The organism is Phaeobacter sp. JH20_08 (assembly GCF_048056635.1).
GTDB lineage: Bacteria > Pseudomonadota > Alphaproteobacteria > Rhodobacterales > Rhodobacteraceae > Phaeobacter > Phaeobacter bryozoorum.
In genome coordinates this window covers 562993-579419 of record NZ_JAYMVV010000018.1, presented here as the reverse complement: position 1 = coordinate 579419, position 16427 = coordinate 562993, and the positions used below count along the sequence as shown (strand labels likewise).

The window sequence follows — 16427 nt, the reverse complement described above, 5'->3', positions numbered from 1 at the left end:
CACGGTGGGCGGAATGGCTGGCGGAATGGGGCCGCGTTCAGAGCGCCTGCGCCGCCTCCAGCACCTCGGCGACATGGCCGTCAACCTTCACCTTGCGCCAGATCCGGGCGATATTGCCCTCGGCGTCGATGAGGAAGGTCGAGCGTTCGATCCCCCAGTGTTTCTTGCCGTACATGTTCTTTTCTTTCCAGACGCCATAATCCTCGCAGGTGGTGCCGTCGGCGTCGGACAGAAGCGGCGTGGTCAGCCCGTGTTTGGCGACAAATTTGTCGTGTTTGGCAACCGGATCCTTGGAGATGCCATAGACCACGGTTCCGGCATCGGCAAAGGCCTGCAGGTGCTCGGAAAATCCGATGGATTCCTTGGTGCAGCCCGGGGTATCATCGCGGGGGTAGAAAAACAGGACAACGGCCTTGCCGCGCAGCTCCTCCAACGTCACGGTGCCACCGCCGTCGCGGGGCAGGTTAAAGGAGGGCGCTGGGTCTGAGGGGGCGAGCATAAGTTAAGGTCTCCAAAACGGTTTCGCAGGGTTTGCGTGCCATAGTTAGGCCATCACGGGCAAAGGGAAAGCAAGGATTAAACCGGTCTCACCCATAGCGGTGGATCCCGAGCGGGAGCCATCTTCCTCTGTGTCGGCGCAGGCCACGCAGGAGGCTGCACCCGATGGGGCTGCGGCGGATGAGAATGTGGCTGTTGCGCGCGCGGTGCCGCCGCCGGAGGGGGTTGTCTATCTGGGCCCCGATGAGGCGCCACCGGCAGAACCGGTGGAACAGGCGGTGCCGGTGCCGGGGCCTCGTGCGTCGGACGGGATTTCGGCCGGGGATCTGGGCATTCCTGCGGCGGCAGGGGCTGATCTGCCGCCCGCGGCGACGGCGCGCGCGCGGCCCCAACGGCGACTGCTGCGGCGGATGCTGCGCAGTGCGACCATCACCGCCGTGCTGCTAGCGCTGCTGGCAAGCGGGGTTGTCTTTCTCGGGCTGGGCACGCGCATAGATGCGCCGGACTGGCTGCGCGACCGGGTGGAGCGGCGGATCGAGCAGCACCTCGGCGGACTGAGCATTGAATTCGGTGCCATTCATCTGGTGGTGAACCGGGGCTGGCGGCCCCGTGTCAGCCTGCGCGATGTGACCCTGCGCGATGAGACCGGCGCGCGGGTGGCGCGGCTGGCGGACGCGCAGGCCTCGCTGGCGATGCGGCCGCTGCTGCGCGGGCAGATCCGACCCAAGACGATCATGCTGAGCGGTCTTTACGGCACGCTGCGGCGCGACAACAGTGGCGGTCTGGCGCTGAGTTTGGCCGAGGGGGAGGCGCCGCTGCGGCAGGCCGCCACCCTGCCTGCGCTGATCGAACAATGGGACCGGCAGCTGGAACTGCCGGTGCTGTCGGCGCTGATTGCGGTAGAGACCGAGGCGCTGACCCTACGCTATGAGGACGCGCGGCTGGGTCGGGTCTGGACGCTGGATGGCGGCAGCATCCGCATGGGCCGCAGCGGACAGGAGATTGAGCTGGCCGCCGGGTTCTCGCTGTTGAGCGGGCGCGATTATGTCGGCACGGTCGAGGCGAATTACAGGTCAGCCATTGGCGACAAGGCGGCGGATTTCGGTGTCCTGGTCAATTCGGTGGCGAGCAAGGATATCGCAGCCCAGAGCGCCGCGCTCGGCTGGCTGGATGTTCTGGACGCGCCGATTTCGGGCTCTCTGCGCGGTGCCATCAGCAGCGAGGGTGCCTTGTTGCCGGTCTCTGCCAGCTTGCAGATTGGCGAGGGGGTGATCCAGCCCACCGCCGCCACCCGCCCGGTGCCGATCACCGGCGCGCAGAGCTATTTCACCTATCTGCCCGCGCGGCAGGAGCTGCAGTTCAACGAGCTGTCGGTGAACAGCGGCTGGGGCTCCGGCTCGATGGAGGGGCGGGCGCGGCTGATCGGGGTGGAGAACGGCCAGCTCACCGATCTGGTGGGGCAGCTGCGGTTTCAGGACCTGAGCCTCAATCCGGCGAAACTCTATGAGGCGCCGCTGGATCTGGCGGGGGTGACGGCGGATTTCAAGCTTGAGATGGCGCCGTTTCGACTGCGTCTGGGCGAGATGCTGGTGCGTGACGGTGAGACGCGGATCCTGCTGGATGGCGAGATTTCGGCGGGGCAGACCGGCTGGGATTACGCGCTGAACGGACGCGCCAACCGGATGACCGCCGAGCGGCTGAAAGAGGTCTGGCCTGCCGCAGCCCCGCCAAAGCCGCGCGAATGGGTGCGCGAGAACCTGCTTGCAGGCTATGCGCGCGATGTGAATTTCGCGCTGCGTGGCCAGGGCACGGCAAAGCCGTTTGTCTATCTGGATCTGGCATTCGAGGAGGCGGCGGTCCGGTTTCAGAAAACGCTGCCGCCGCTGCGCGATGCGGCGGGGCAGTTCAGCCTTTATGGCAACCGTCTGGTGGTGATGGCGACAAAGGGCTGGGTGACAGCGGATCAGGGCGGGCGCGTGGATGCGGCGGGTACGTCGTTCATCATTCCTGACACTTCGGTGAAGGACGGCGCGCCGGGGATTGCCCGGATCGAGGCCACAGGCCCGGTGACGGCGGCGCTGTCGCTGCTCAACCGTCCGCCGCTGTCGGTGATGGACAAGGCCGGGTTGCCGGTGGATCTGGCGACGGGGCAGGTTGCGATCAGCGGCACGCTGGCGGTGCCCCTGCGCAAGGGCGTCACGCCCGAGGAGATCACCTATCACTACCGGGGGCGCCTGCGTGATGTCAGCAGCGATGTGCTGGTGCCGGGTCAGCGCGTGGCGGCGAAGGCCCTGAGCCTGAGCGGCAATCAGGACCATGTGCAGATCGAGGGCGGCGGCGCGCTTTCCGGGGTGCCGGGCAGCCTGATCTGGCGGCAGGCGGTGGGACCGGCGGCGGAGCGGGCGGTTGCGGCTGCGGGCGGGGCCGCGCCGGTGCGGGTCAGCGGTACCATCGAACTGTCGCAGAACACGATTGATACGTTTGATATCGGCCTGCCTGCGGGATCGGTATTCGGACGCGGCGAAGGCCGTTATGAGGTGGTGATCGACAAGGGGCAGGCGCCGCGGCTGACCCTGGAAAGCGATCTTGCGGGGCTGGGGCTGCGCATTCCGGCGCTGAGTTGGCGGCTGAGCGAGGCAGGCACCGGCCAGCTGAAACTCAGCGCGACCCTTGGGGAGACGCCGGATGTGCAGGCGCTGTCGCTGGAGGCGGCGGGGCTGCGGGCGGCCGGTGCCATCACGCTGGAGCCGGGCGGTGGTCTGCGCCGGGCGCGGTTTGACCGCGTCGACCTGCAGGGCTGGTTCCGGGGCGCTGTCGATCTGGTGGCGCGCGGCGCGCGGTCGCCGGCCATCAATGTGCTGAACGGGGTGCTGGATCTGCGGCAGATGCCCGATGGTTCCGGCGGCAGCGGCAGCAGCGGTGGTGCCTCTGGCGGCACCGGGCCGATCAGCCTGCAACTGGACCGGATGCAGGTCACCGACAGTATCGCGCTCACCGGTTTTGCCGGGCGGTTTTCCACCACTGGCGGTCTCAACGGCAACTTCACCGCGGCGCTGAACGGGCAGACCGGGGTCAGCGGCGTGGTGGTGCCCAAGGATGGTGGCTTTGCCACCCGGATCCAGTCTCAGGATGCCGGTGGGGTGTTCCGCGCGGCGGGGGTGCTGCGCCATGGCTCTGGCGGGACATTCGACATGTCGCTGGTGCCGGCCCCCGGCGCCCCCGGCGAATATGACGGCCAGATCGAGGTCAAGAACACCCGGATCAAGGACGCCCCCGCAATGGCGGCGCTGCTGAATGCGGTCAGCGTTGTCGGGCTGATCGACGCGCTGGCCGGGCAGGGCATTCTGTTCACCACGGTGGAGGCGAGGTTCAGGCTGGGGGCGACCCATCTGATTGTCCATGAAAGCAGCGCGGTGGGGCCGTCGATCGGCCTGTCGATGGACGGCAATTACGATCTGGAGCGCAGCGTGCTGAACATGCGCGGGGTGGTCTCGCCGATTTATCTGCTCAACGCCATCGGCCGCGTCTTTACCCGCAAGGGTGAGGGGCTGATCGGCTTTGCCTTTACGCTGAAGGGCACGGCGGATGATCCTCAGGTGCAGGTGAACCCGCTGTCGGGGCTGGCGCCGGGGATGTTCCGCGAGCTGTTTCGCGGACCGGCGCCGCGGCTGCCGGGGGAGGAGCCGCCAGCCCCCGCCGTGCCGCGCGCCGAACGCGACAGGCCGAGCTATTCGGTTTCGCCGGGCGAAGACCGCTAGGGCGACCCGCTGCCATCGGACCATCCATGGGCCATTCCAAGGCGATCCATGGGCGGTGTGCCGATCGCGGACAAAGGTGCAAAACCTATTGGCCAAGGGCCGCGCAACAGCCTATATCGCAGCCTATGAAACTCAGTGATTTTGACTTCGACCTCCCCGATGACCGCATTGCCACCCGTCCGGCAGTGCCGCGCAGTTCCGCGCGGCTGCTGGTGGCCGAGGGCGATAGCATCTGCGACGCGCGTGTTGCCAATCTGGGCCAGTGGCTGCGCCCCGGTGACCGGCTGGTGCTGAACGACACCAAGGTGATTCCCGCGCGGCTGAGCGGGCTGCGCCACCGCGACACCGCACAGGGGCCGATGGCCGCCAAGGTGGAGGTCACGCTGCTGGATCCCGGCGCCGATGGCAGCTGGGCGGCGCTGCTGAAGCCGCTGAAGAAGGTCAAACCGGGCGAGGAGATCGTGTTCTCCGAGGCGCTGAGCGCGACATTGGAGCGGGTCGAGGACGGGCAGGGCTACCTGACGTTCAATCTGAGTGGCACCGATTTCGATGCGGCTCTGGCCGAGGCGGGGGCGATGCCGCTGCCGCCTTATATCGCGGCCAAGCGGCCAGCGGATGAACAGGACAAGACCGATTACCAGACCGTCTGGGCGCGCAATTCCGGCGCGGTGGCGGCGCCGACAGCCTCGTTGCATTTCGACGAGGCGCTGCTGGCAGAGCTGAAGGCCATGGGGGTCGAGATCAGCTATGTGACCCTGCATGTGGGGGCAGGCACCTTCCTGCCGGTCAAGGTCGAGGATGTGACCACCCACCGGATGCACGCCGAATGGGGCCGCGTCAGCGCCGAGGCCGCCGCCGAGATTGCCGCAACCAAGGCCGCAGGTGGCCGGGTGATCCCGGTTGGCACCACGGCGCTGCGGCTGATCGAAAGCGCCGGGCAGAGCGGTGCAATCGAGCCCTGGGAAGGCGATACCGACATCTTCATCTATCCCGGTTTCACCTTCCATGTGGTGGATGCGCTGATGACCAATTTCCACCTGCCGAAATCGACGCTGTTGATGCTGGTCTCGGCGCTGATGGGGCAGGACCGGATCCGGGCGATTTATGACCATGCGCTGGCAGAAAACTACCGCTTCTTTTCGTATGGCGATGCGTCGCTTTTGATACCGCCGGTGGCGGAGATGTCGCAGACCTGAGGGATAATTTCAGCGAGAAGCATTTTTAACTGGTCTGGGCTATGGTCCTGCCGGATCCAATTGTCACCGGGTTTGCGATGGGCACACCCGGTTTTTGGGGTCTCTTGGTCATGAAGCTGCCATAAGACCCTGTTCATAACGGCGCCGGGCGATTGCGATGCCCGTGACCAATTCACCAGGACCCCGGAGCGGGCCCAGAGCCCGTTCGGCGCGCTCTGGTACGGACAAGCGAAGTAGGAGAGACGGGCAATGTGGCAGGTGCTGTCGAGCGCATGGGCGCTGCTTTTGGGTATGGGTATGCTGATGGTCGGCAACGGTCTTCAGGGGACCCTGCTGGGCGTTCGGGGCGAGATCGAAGGGTTTTCTACCCTCGAGATGTCCTTTGTCATGTCGGCTTATTTTGTCGGCTTTCTGGGCGGATCGCGTCTGGCGCCGGAGATGATCCGGCGGGTCGGCCATGTGCGGGTCTTTGCGGCGCTGGCCTCGTTCATCTCGGCGGTGATGATCCTTTATCCGGCAATCACCAACCCGGTGGCCTGGATGCTGGGCCGGGTGCTGATCGGTTTCTGTTTCTCCGGCGTGTATGTCACCGCCGAAAGCTGGCTCAACAATGCCTCTGACAATGCCAACCGGGGCAAGGCGCTGTCGCTCTATATGATCGTGCAGATGATCGGCATCGTCAGCGCGCAGGCGCTGTTGCTGGTCGGCGATCCCTCGGGATATGAGACCTTTGTCATCGCCTCGGTGGTGGTTTCGGTCTCCTTTGCCCCCATTCTGCTGTCGATCTCGCCAACCCCGGCCTTTGACCGGACCAAGCCGATGACCCTGCGCCAGCTGATGGATGCCTCGCCGCTGGGCTGTGTGGGCATGTTCCTGCTGGGGGGCGTGTTCTCGGCGCAATTTGGCATGAGCGCGGTCTATGGCGCTGCGGCCGGGCTGAGCCTGACGCAGATTTCGATCTTCGTTGCGACCTTCTATGTGGGGGCTGTGCTGATGCAATACCCGCTGGGGTGGATGTCGGACCGGATGGACCGGCGGATCCTGATCCTGTTTGGCGCGGCGGTTGCCGGCGGTGCTGCGATCGGGGCGATGATCCTGGGGGCTGATTTCCGTTTCCTGCTGATTGCGGCCTTCCTGATCGGGGGCATGACCAACCCGCTTTATTCGCTGCTGATTGCCCATACCAACGATTATCTCGACTATGACGACATGGCGGCGGCCTCGGGTGGGCTGGTGTTCATCAACGGGCTGGGCGCTGTCGCCGGGCCGCTGATCACCGGCTGGCTGATGGGGGATGAGGTCTTTGGTGCGCCGGGGTTCTTCCTGTTTACCGCGCTGCTGCTGCTGATGCTGGCGGTCTATGCTGCCTATCGCACAACCCAGCGCCCGGCGATTCCCACCGAAGAGACTGGGATCATGTCTGCGATGTCGCCGACGGCCTCTCCTGTTGCGGTTGAGTTCGCCCAGGAATATGCCATCGAGGCGGACATCGAGGAGCAAGAAGCCGCCGCCGAAGCGAGCTGATTGCGCTAACTCACGGGAACTGTGGCAAGTTTTTCACGAAACTGTCGTGTATGACGCAAATCGTGACGGGCTTGCCCTTGTAAAATCTCTGCAAAAAAGTCTGAATTTCAGAACGGTATCTATGTGGAGGCAGACCTATGACAGGTCCCGAGGAGATCCTGGACTTCTGGCTTGTAAGCACGGGAGAGAAGGGGTGGTACATGCAGGATGACGCGCTGGATGAGGAGATCCGGCGCCGGTTTCAGCCAACATGGGAGGCGGCCTGTGCCGGCAAATGCGACCATTGGCGCAGCAGCCCGCAGGGGGTTCTGGCCTATATCATCCTGACCGATCAGTTTCCGCGCAACATGTTCCGGGGGCAGGCGCAGGCTTTCTCGTCGGATACATTGGCACTGGCGGCGGCGAAATGTGCGATCAGCAAGTCCTGGGACATGAAGATCGACGAACCGCAGCGGCAGTTTTTCTACCTGCCGCTGATGCATTCGGAGAACCTGTGCGATCAGGAACGCTGCGTGCGGCTGATGCTGGAGCGGATGCCCAAGAACGGCGCGTCCAATCTGCTGCATGCGCGCGCCCACCGCGAGGTGATCCGCCAGTTCGGCCGTTTCCCCTATCGCAACGAGGCGCTGGCGCGCAGCAGCACCGCGCCGGAAATGGATTACGTCATGGCCGGTGGCTATGGCAGCACCATGCGCAGTCTTCAGGCCGCAGGCTGAGGCGGCTGCCTTTCGGGCTTGCCTGAAACGCATCCTGCCCTGACACTGTTTTTGCGCCGTGCCCCAAGGAACGGGGTGCGGCGTCGCTGTTTCTTGCATGGCTCCTATGCGGTTGCATAGTGTGATTGCAGTGCCGCGAGAAATAGTTTAACGGTGAACTAGTTTTTGATCCAGTATGGCGAGGAACCACCATGGCCGCAGAAACCTATGACGTGATCGTAATCGGCGCAGGGCCGGGGGGCTATGTTGCCGCCATCCGTGCCGCCCAGCTGGGGTTGAAGACCTGCATTGTCGAACGTGAACATATGGGTGGCATCTGCCTGAACTGGGGCTGCATCCCGACCAAGGCGCTGCTGCGCTCGTCGGAAGTGTTCCACCTGATGGAGCGGGCCAAGGATTTCGGCCTGAAGGCAGACAACATCGGCTATGACCTCGATGCGGTGGTGAAACGTTCGCGCGGGGTGGCCAAGCAGCTGTCCAGCGGCATTGGCCATCTGATGAAGAAGAACAAGATTGCCGTGGTCATGGGCGAGGCGACGATCCCGGCCAAGGGCAAAGTGTCGGTGAAAACCGAAAAGGGCACGCAGGAACTGGCGGCGAAGAATATCGTGCTGGCGACTGGCGCCCGTGCGCGCGAACTGCCGGGGCTGGAAGCGGACGGCGATCTGGTCTGGACCTACAAACACGCGCTGCAACCGGTGCGGATGCCGAAGAAGCTGCTGGTCATCGGCTCCGGCGCCATCGGCATTGAATTTGCCAGCTTTTACAACACGCTGGGCGCTGACACCACGGTTGTTGAGGTGATGGACCGGGTGCTGCCGGTCGAGGACGCGGAAATCTCCGCCTTTGCCAAGAAGGCCTTTGTCAAACAGGGCATGAAGATCATGGAGAAAGCCATGGTCAAGCAGCTGGACCGCGGCAAGGGCAAAGTCACCGCCCATATTGAGGTCGGCGGCAAGGTGGAGAAACAGGAGTTCGACACCGTGATTTCCGCCGTGGGCATCGTTGGCAATGTCGAGGGGCTGGGGCTGGAAGGTCTGGGCGTCAAGGTCGACCGTACTCATGTCGTGACCGATGAATACTGCCGCACCTGCGTCGATGGCCTTTATGCCATCGGCGATATCGCAGGGGCGCCCTGGCTGGCGCATAAGGCGTCGCATGAGGGCGTCATGGTGGCCGAGCTGATCGCGGGCAAGCACGCGCATCCGGTGAAGCCGGAAAGCATTGCAGGCTGCACCTACTGTCAGCCGCAGGTCGCCTCTGTCGGTTATACCGAAGCGAAAGCCAAGGAGTTGGGCTATGACATCAAGGTCGGCCGCTTCCCCTTCATCGGCAATGGCAAGGCGATTGCGCTGGGTGAGGCCGAGGGCATGGTGAAGACCATCTTTGACGCCAAGACTGGCGAGCTGCTGGGGGCCCATATGGTTGGCGCCGAGGTGACCGAGATGATCCAGGGCTATGTGGTGGGTCGCCAGCTGGAGACCACCGAAGAAGACCTGATGAACACCGTCTTCCCGCATCCGACGCTGAGCGAGATGATGCATGAGAGCGTGCTCGATGCCTTTGATCGGGTGATCCATATGTAATCTGGTCTTTGGGCCTGATTGATTGAGATGACAGAAACGCCCGAGGCCATGCTTCGGGCGTTTCTGCGTCCGGGGGGTCGTGTTTGATGTATCGCTCGGCTGGTACTTTGCAGTGGGGCGCGCTATGCCATGCGCTTCGACCGGTTTTGGCGGATTCCAAGCGCCAGGCGCAATTGCAATGAGGGCAGCCCAATGAACACCCCCCACCTCCAGGAACCGCAGACCCGCTGGGGCGTGGTGATGATCATCTGGGTCGCCGGCCTGGGGGCAGCGGCGCAATACGGCAAGATCGCGATCATTTTTGATCAGCTGGGGCTGCTGTATCCGGCTGCGGGGTCATCGCTGAGCCTGACGGTGACCATGGTCGGGGTGCTGGGCATTCTGCTGGGCGTGGTTGCGGGCGGGTTTGTCGCCTCCTTCGGCTATCGCCGCAGCCTTGTCTGGGCGCTGTGGATCGGGGCGGCGATGTCGGCGCTTCAGGCGCTGCATCTGCCTTATGGTCTGTTTCTGGCAACACGGCTGATCGAAGGTCTGTCGCATCTGGGGATCGTGGTGGCAGCCCCAACACTGATCCCGCAGATCTGTAGCCCGCGCCACCGTGGCACGGCGCTGTCGATCTGGAGCACCTTCTTTGGCGTGTCTTTTGCACTGCTGGTCTGGTTCGGCCTGCCGCTGGTTGCCGGGTTCGGCCTGTTGTCGCTGTTTGGCGCCCATGCGCTGGTGATGGCGGTTCTGGCGCTGTTGCTGGGGCGGGTGCTGAAATCGGTGCAGGTGCCGCCGCGTCTGCCGCTGCCCAAGCTGGCGGAGCTGCCGGGCCTGCATCTTGAGATCTACCGCTCTCCGGCCAAAGTGGCCCCGGCGGCGGGCTGGCTGTTCTATACCACCTGTTTCGTGGCGCTGCTGACGGTCCTGCCGCCGCATCTGGATGCGGACGTACGGGTCGGCGTGGTCAGCGCCATGCCGCTGGTCAGCATTGCCACCTCGATGACACTCGGGGTCTGGTTGCTGCGCCGGGTAGCGGCGGTGCGGGTGGTGCAGGCCGGGTTCCTGCTGGCCGCTGGTGGCGCCGTCTGGCTGCTGCTGATGCCGGGGCTGCCGCTGGCCTGCATGGCGCTGGCGGTGGCCTTTGGTCTGGTGCAGGGGGCCAGCTTTGCCTCCGTGCCGCAGCTGAATGCTGAGGCGGCAGAGCAGGCGCAGTCCAATGGCGCGATGAGCCAGGCCGGCAATATGGGCAATGCCATTGGCACGCCGCTGATGGTGGCGGCTGTTGCGCTTGGCGGATACCACGGGATGATGGGAATGGCGCTGCTGCTGTTCCTTGGCGGCTTGGCCGTGCATGTGATGCTGGCCCGACGGCGGGCGCAAAGGGCAGCTATCTGAAGGCGTTCGCCCTCTGTTCTCTTTTTTCTATTGGAGACTCGGCGCGCAGTCCCTATCTGTAGGGTCGGACACCGGTCGCAAGGGCGGCTGGCGTTGAATCTGGGGGCAGTATGGCTGAGTTGAAATCGATCGAAGTGCGCGGCGCGCGCGAGCACAACCTGAAAAACATCGACGTGGATATCCCGCGCGATCAGCTGGTGGTGATCACCGGCCTGTCGGGCTCGGGCAAGTCCAGCCTCGCGTTTGATACCATCTATGCCGAAGGCCAGCGCCGCTATGTCGAGAGCCTGTCGGCCTATGCACGCCAGTTCCTCGACATGATGGAAAAGCCGGATGTGGATCACATCAGCGGCCTGTCGCCTGCGATCTCCATTGAGCAGAAGACCACCTCGAAGAACCCGCGTTCGACTGTGGGGACCGTGACCGAGATCTACGATTATCTGCGTCTGCTGTTTGCCCGCGCTGGCACGCCCTATTCGCCGGCCACCGGAATGCCGATCGAGGCGCAGCAGGTGCAGGATATGGTCGATCGCATCATGACGCTGGAGGAGGGTACCCGTGGTTTCCTGCTGGCGCCCATCGTGCGGGACCGCAAGGGGGAGTACCGCAAGGAGTTCCTCGAGCTGCGCAAACAGGGCTTCCAGCGCGTGAAGGTGGATGGCGAATTCTACGAGCTGGATGAACCGCCGACATTGGACAAGAAGTTCCGCCATGACATTGATGTGGTGGTTGATCGTCTGGTGGTCCGTGAGGGTCTGGAAACCCGGCTGGCCGACAGCCTGCGCACCGCGCTGGATCTGGCTGATGGCATCGCCATTCTGGAAACCGCCCCGCGTGCGGCCGAGGGCGAAGAAGCGCCTGAGCCTGAGCGGATTACTTTTTCCGAGAATTTTGCCTGTCCGGTCAGCGGCTTTACCATTCCCGAGATCGAACCACGGCTGTTTTCCTTTAACGCGCCGTTTGGGGCCTGCCCGGAATGTGACGGTCTGGGGGTTGAGCTGTTCTTTGACGAGCGGCTGGTGGTGCCGGATCAGAACCTGAAGATCTATGACGGCGCGCTGGCGCCCTGGCGCAAGGGCAAATCGCCCTATTTCCTACAGACCATCGAAGCTATCGCCAAACATTACCAGTTCGACAAGAACACCAAGTGGAAGGACCTGCCCAATAAGGTGCAGCAGGTGTTTCTGCACGGTTCTGGCGATGAGGAAATCAAGTTCCGCTACGATGAGGGCGGTCGTGTCTATGAGGTGACGCGGGTTTTTGAGGGGGTGATCCCCAATATGGAACGCCGCTACCGCGAGACCGACTCCAGCTGGATCCGCGAGGAGTTCGAACGCTATCAGAACAACCGCCCCTGTGGCACCTGCGAAGGCTACCGACTGCGCGAAGAGGCGCTGGCGGTCAAGATCGCCGGGCTGCATGTGGGGCAGGTGGTGCAGATGTCGATCCGCGAGGCGCTGGCCTGGATCGAGGATGTGCCCAACCACCTGTCGACGCAGAAACAGGAAATCGCCCGCGCCATCGTGAAGGAGATCCGCGAACGTCTGGGGTTCCTCAACAATGTTGGTCTGGAATATCTGACGCTCAGCCGCAATGCCGGCACGCTCTCCGGTGGCGAAAGCCAGCGGATCCGTCTGGCGTCGCAGATCGGCTCTGGTCTGACGGGCGTTCTCTATGTGCTGGATGAACCTTCTATCGGGCTGCATCAGCGCGACAATGACCGGCTGCTGGAGACGCTGAAAAACCTGCGCGATCAGGGCAATACGGTGATTGTTGTCGAACATGATGAGGATGCGATCCGCGAGGCGGATTATGTTTTTGACATCGGTCCGGGTGCCGGGGTGCATGGGGGCCAGGTGGTCAGCCATGGCACGCCGGAGATGATCGCGGCCGATGAAGCCTCGATCACCGGGCAATATCTGTCCGGCAAGCGTGAGATCGCGGTCCCGGCCGAGCGGCGCAAGGGCAATGGCAAATCGGTGAAAGTGGTGAAGGCCACCGGCAACAACCTGAAAGAGGTGACGGCGGAGTTTCCGCTGGGTAAATTCCTCTGTGTGTCCGGCGTCTCTGGCGGCGGCAAATCCACGCTGACGATTGAGACGCTGTTCAAGACCGCCTCCATGCGATTGAACGGCGCGCGTCAGACACCGGCGCCCTGCGAGACGATCAAGGGGCTGGAGCATCTGGACAAGGTGATCGACATCGACCAGCGCCCGATTGGCCGGACGCCACGGTCAAACCCGGCGACCTACACCGGTGCTTTTACCCCGATCCGCGAATGGTTTGCAGGGCTGCCGGAGTCAAAGACGCGCGGCTACAAACCGGGCCGGTTCTCCTTCAACGTGAAGGGCGGTCGCTGCGAGGCCTGTCAGGGTGATGGGGTGATCAAGATCGAGATGCACTTCCTGCCGGATGTCTATGTCGAATGCGAAACCTGCAAGGGCGCACGCTATAACCGTGAGACGCTGGAGATCCAGTTCAAGGGCAAGTCGATTGCCGATGTGCTGGATATGACGGTGGAGGATGCGCAGCAGTTCTTCCAGGCGGTGCCGTCCATCCGTGACAAGATGGATGCGCTGATGCGGGTGGGCCTTGGCTATATCAAGGTGGGCCAGCAGGCGACCACCCTGTCCGGCGGCGAGGCGCAGCGGGTCAAGCTGTCAAAGGAACTGGCCAAACGCTCAACCGGGCGGACGCTCTATATTCTGGACGAGCCGACCACTGGTCTGCATTTCGAGGATGTGCGCAAGCTGCTGGAAGTGCTGCATGAGCTGGTCGATCAGGGCAATTCCGTCGTGGTGATCGAGCATAACCTCGATGTGATCAAAACCGCCGACTGGATCATTGATATCGGTCCTGAAGGTGGTGACGGCGGCGGTCAGATCGTGGCCGCAGGCACACCCGAGGAGGTTGCCGCCACCGAAGGCAGCCATACCGGCCACTACCTGAAGGATATCCTGAAGGCGCGCAGCCTGGCGGCGGAGTGATCCGCCAGGCGCGGCCGTCAGTCTGTGGCGGGACATAGTCCCTGTCGCGCTGAGCCGATCCTGCCAGTGTCCTGCGAAACGGTATCCTGAAACGACGAAGCCTAAAAAGACGAAGCGCCGCCGACATTCTGTCAGCGGCGCTTTCCACAGAGCTGGATTGGGACGGCGCGGCACCCTTCGGGGGGGTGGGGGAGAGCCTGCGGACGAGGGGCGCAGGCAGCAGATGCCGCAAACCAAAATCGTTTAATCCAATTGGCGTGGAAGTCTTCTTCTCAGAAGCCAAGCGAACCTGTGTAAATGCGACGAAATAGACGATACCGGTGGGGGTTCAGTGTCGTTTCTTACGTATTCGCAAAGTGTCGCTTATATATAGGTCGGTCCTTTCCTGATAATTGCTGTATTAATGTCTATACGCCATCGGCCTACTGCCAATTAACGAAATAGGGCCCGGATTGCTTCCAGAGAGAGTGGCCGTTTTTAGCCGCATCGTCAGGGGGGATCAGATATTTGGCTGATCTATTCGTAGGTTGACATATGAATATTCATGCGTCTAGGAAAAAGTTAACGCGTCGCCCTGCGTAAAAATAATAATTTTACATTTCCTAATGTGAGGATCTGTTAATTAATTGCCTGTTAACGAAGGTTTCCCGACAAACTGTTGATCATTTTATTTAATTCCCCCGCTTGTAAAGCGCCTGAGGGGGGCAGCATCAAAATGCGTGAATAACGCCAAATCAGAGAAAAACGCCGCAGCCCGGAATGGGTGCGGCGCCTGGATGTTTTTTACGAACCCTGAGTCAGGCGTCAGGTCACGGGGGGCCGGATCTGGCGGAGACAAAAGGCTCAGCTGTCGGATCAATCGTGGCGGCTGCGGGCCGCGAAGCGCGGCAGCATGGCGCTGAAATCCTTGCCTGCGCCGCCTTCTTCCTCAACAAACATGGAATAAAGCGCCTGCGCCAGCGCCCCCATCGGCGTGTCGGCATCGGCGCTATGGGCGGCCTGCTGGGCCAGACGCAGGTCTTTCAGCATCAGCTCGGCGGCAAACCCGGGTTTGTAGTCATTATCGGCAGGCGACTGCGGGCCAACCCCCGGCGCCGGGCAATAGGCGTTCATCGACCAGCTGTAGCCAGAGGAGGTGGAGACCACATCGAACATCTTCTGACGGTCGAGACCCAGTTTGTCGGCAAGGGCAAAGGCCTCGCAGGTGCCGATCATGGTGATGCCGAGGATCATGTTGTTACAGATCTTGGCGGCCTGACCGGCGCCGGCATCGCCGCAGTGCACAGCCTTTTGTCCCATCACGTCAAACAGCGGCTTGGCTGCGTCGAAGGCGGCCTGGCTGCCACCGGCCATGAAGGTCAGCGTGCCGGCCGATGCGCCACCAATACCGCCGGAAACCGGGGCGTCGACAAACATCAGATTGGCCGACCCGGCACGATCGGCGACCGCGCGGGCGCTGTCGACGTCGACGGTAGAGCAGTCAACCAATGTAGCACCGGTCGCCATTGCGGGGATCACGTCATCGGCAACCGAGCGCAGGATCTCGCCGTTGGGCAGCATCGTGATCACCACCTCTGCGCCGGTCGCGGCCTCAGCGGCGGAGGCCGCCATGGTGACGCCCTCGATCGAGACATCCGCCATGTCAAAGCCGGTGACGGTGTGGCCTGCCTTTGCCAGATTGGCGGCCATTGGGCCCCCCATATTGCCGAGACCGATAAATCCGATGTTCATGTCTTACTCCTCCTCGAACTGCAGCGTGTCGCGGGCCAGTGGCATCAGCATCTGGCTGACAGCGGTAGCAGGCACTTCACGATCTGCATATTGCCATTTGGGCTGGCGGTCCTTGTCAATGATCTGGGCGCGGATGCCCTCCAGAAAATCGCCCTTTTCCATTGCGCGGTGAGTAAAGCGATACTCCAGTTCCAGCGCTTTGCGAATACTCATGCTGCCAAGGCGCAGCCGGTGCAGGAGCTCGACGGTGCAGGCCATTGATAGCGGCGAATTGCGGCGGAGGGTTTTCAGCGTGTCCTCGGCAAAGCTGCTGGCGTCATGATTGAGCGCCGTCAGGATATCGCCAAGCGCCTCGCCGCCAAAGCTGCGGTCAATGTCGGCACGCAGCGCGGCCAGCTGCCCTTCGGGGGCGGTCTCTGCGCTGCTTTCGAGACTCTTGGCACGGCCGGTCTGCTCAAGCTCCGAAATCAGCGCAGGCCAGCTGACCTCGGGAATGTAATGGTCGGCAAAGCCTGCGTAGATCGCGTCCGCCGCCGTCATGCGCGCACCGGTGAGGCCCAGATATTCACCAAGCCGACCGGGCGCCAGAGCCAGCATCAGGCTGCCGCCCACATCGGGGATGAGGCCGATGCCGACCTCGGGCATGGCAATACGTGTGCTGTCGCCGACAATGCGATGGGTGCCGTGGCAGCCAAGACCGACGCCGCCACCCATGACAAACCCCTGAAGGAAGCTGACCACCGGTTTGGGGTATTCGAAGATCCGGGCGTTCATACGGTATTCATCGCGCCAAAACCGGCGACCATAGTCGTAATCGCCACTGGTGCCGGTCTGGTAGAGTTCGGCAATGTCACCGCCGGCGCAGAAGGCTTTTTCGCCCTCGGCGTCCATGACCACCAGATCGACCGCGTCATCCGTTGCCCAGGCCCTGAGGGCGGCATCGACCGCCAGACACATGTCATAACTCAGCGCATTCAGCGCCTTGCCACGGGTCAGGGTGATCCGCCCGGCGCGGCCGGTGATGCGGATATCAATATCGCTCATGTCGGCC

General features: G+C 63.0%; 10 protein-coding genes. 7 read left to right on the top strand and 3 right to left on the bottom strand.

The features are described from left to right. Positions 1-37 precede the first annotated feature (37 nt). Positions 38-499 (bottom strand): peroxiredoxin, encoded by a 462-nt coding sequence (locus tag VWY75_RS18310; RefSeq protein ID WP_340545742.1) that lies wholly within the window; start codon positions 497-499, stop codon positions 38-40. Positions 500-599: 100 nt separating this feature from the next. On the opposite strand from VWY75_RS18310, the gene VWY75_RS18305 reads away from it, so the two are divergent. The 7 genes from VWY75_RS18305 to uvrA all read left to right on the top strand — a co-directional run bounded on the left by VWY75_RS18305 (position 600) and on the right by uvrA (position 13645). After that, complete coding sequence (locus VWY75_RS18305; RefSeq protein ID WP_416538874.1) at positions 600-4256, top strand: DUF3971 domain-containing protein; 3657 nt, start codon at positions 600-602, stop codon at positions 4254-4256. Between the two features lie 125 nt (positions 4257-4381). Next, the gene (queA, locus tag VWY75_RS18300) at positions 4382-5452 is read left to right on the top strand and encodes a tRNA preQ1(34) S-adenosylmethionine ribosyltransferase-isomerase QueA (RefSeq protein ID WP_416538873.1); all 1071 of its coding nucleotides are present in this window, start codon (positions 4382-4384) and stop codon (positions 5450-5452) included. A gap of 249 nt (positions 5453-5701) precedes the next feature. Then, a complete protein-coding gene (locus tag VWY75_RS18295) occupies positions 5702-6976 on the top strand; it encodes an MFS transporter (RefSeq protein ID WP_340545739.1) in 1275 nt (424 codons plus the stop codon). 137 nt (positions 6977-7113) lie between these two features. Continuing rightward, complete coding sequence (locus VWY75_RS18290) at positions 7114-7692, top strand: DUF924 family protein (RefSeq protein ID WP_340545738.1); 579 nt, start codon at positions 7114-7116, stop codon at positions 7690-7692. A 191-nt stretch (positions 7693-7883) separates the two neighbouring features. Beyond that, positions 7884-9278: a dihydrolipoyl dehydrogenase gene (lpdA, locus tag VWY75_RS18285; RefSeq protein WP_416538872.1), complete on the top strand. Its 1395-nt coding sequence runs from the start codon at positions 7884-7886 to the stop codon at positions 9276-9278. Positions 9279-9407: 129 nt separating this feature from the next. Continuing rightward, positions 9408-10658 (top strand): MFS transporter, encoded by a 1251-nt coding sequence (locus VWY75_RS18280; protein WP_416538871.1) that lies wholly within the window; start codon positions 9408-9410, stop codon positions 10656-10658. Positions 10659-10768: 110 nt separating this feature from the next. Further along, positions 10769-13645, top strand: coding sequence for an excinuclease ABC subunit UvrA (uvrA, locus tag VWY75_RS18275; protein WP_416538870.1), 2877 nt, complete (start codon positions 10769-10771; stop codon positions 13643-13645). A gap of 855 nt (positions 13646-14500) precedes the next feature. Here uvrA and mmsB read toward each other — a convergent pair. Both mmsB and VWY75_RS18265 read right to left on the bottom strand, forming a co-directional pair. Next, positions 14501-15376 (bottom strand): 3-hydroxyisobutyrate dehydrogenase, encoded by an 876-nt coding sequence (gene mmsB, locus VWY75_RS18270; RefSeq protein WP_416534844.1) that lies wholly within the window; start codon positions 15374-15376, stop codon positions 14501-14503. A 3-nt stretch (positions 15377-15379) separates the two neighbouring features. Continuing rightward, complete coding sequence (locus tag VWY75_RS18265) at positions 15380-16420, bottom strand: enoyl-CoA hydratase/isomerase family protein (RefSeq protein WP_416538869.1); 1041 nt, start codon at positions 16418-16420, stop codon at positions 15380-15382. Positions 16421-16427: the final 7 nt, after the last annotated feature.

Excerpts from the sequence above, each read along its gene's own strand:
- VWY75_RS18265 (WP_416538869.1), bottom strand. The coding sequence starts at position 16,420 with ATGAGCGATATTGATATCCGCATCACCGGCCGCGCCGGGCGGATCACC.
- uvrA (WP_416538870.1), top strand. The coding sequence starts at position 10,769 with ATGGCTGAGTTGAAATCGATCGAAGTGCGCGGCGCGCGCGAGCACAAC.
- VWY75_RS18280 (WP_416538871.1), top strand. The coding sequence starts at position 9,408 with ATGCGCTTCGACCGGTTTTGGCGGATTCCAAGCGCCAGGCGCAATTGC.
- queA (WP_416538873.1), top strand. The coding sequence starts at position 4,382 with ATGAAACTCAGTGATTTTGACTTCGACCTCCCCGATGACCGCATTGCC.
- VWY75_RS18310 (WP_340545742.1), bottom strand. The coding sequence starts at position 499 with ATGCTCGCCCCCTCAGACCCAGCGCCCTCCTTTAACCTGCCCCGCGAC.
- VWY75_RS18290 (WP_340545738.1), top strand. The coding sequence starts at position 7,114 with ATGACAGGTCCCGAGGAGATCCTGGACTTCTGGCTTGTAAGCACGGGA.
- VWY75_RS18295 (WP_340545739.1), top strand. The coding sequence starts at position 5,702 with ATGTGGCAGGTGCTGTCGAGCGCATGGGCGCTGCTTTTGGGTATGGGT.
- lpdA (WP_416538872.1), top strand. The coding sequence starts at position 7,884 with ATGGCCGCAGAAACCTATGACGTGATCGTAATCGGCGCAGGGCCGGGG.
- mmsB (WP_416534844.1), bottom strand. The coding sequence starts at position 15,376 with ATGAACATCGGATTTATCGGTCTCGGCAATATGGGGGGCCCAATGGCC.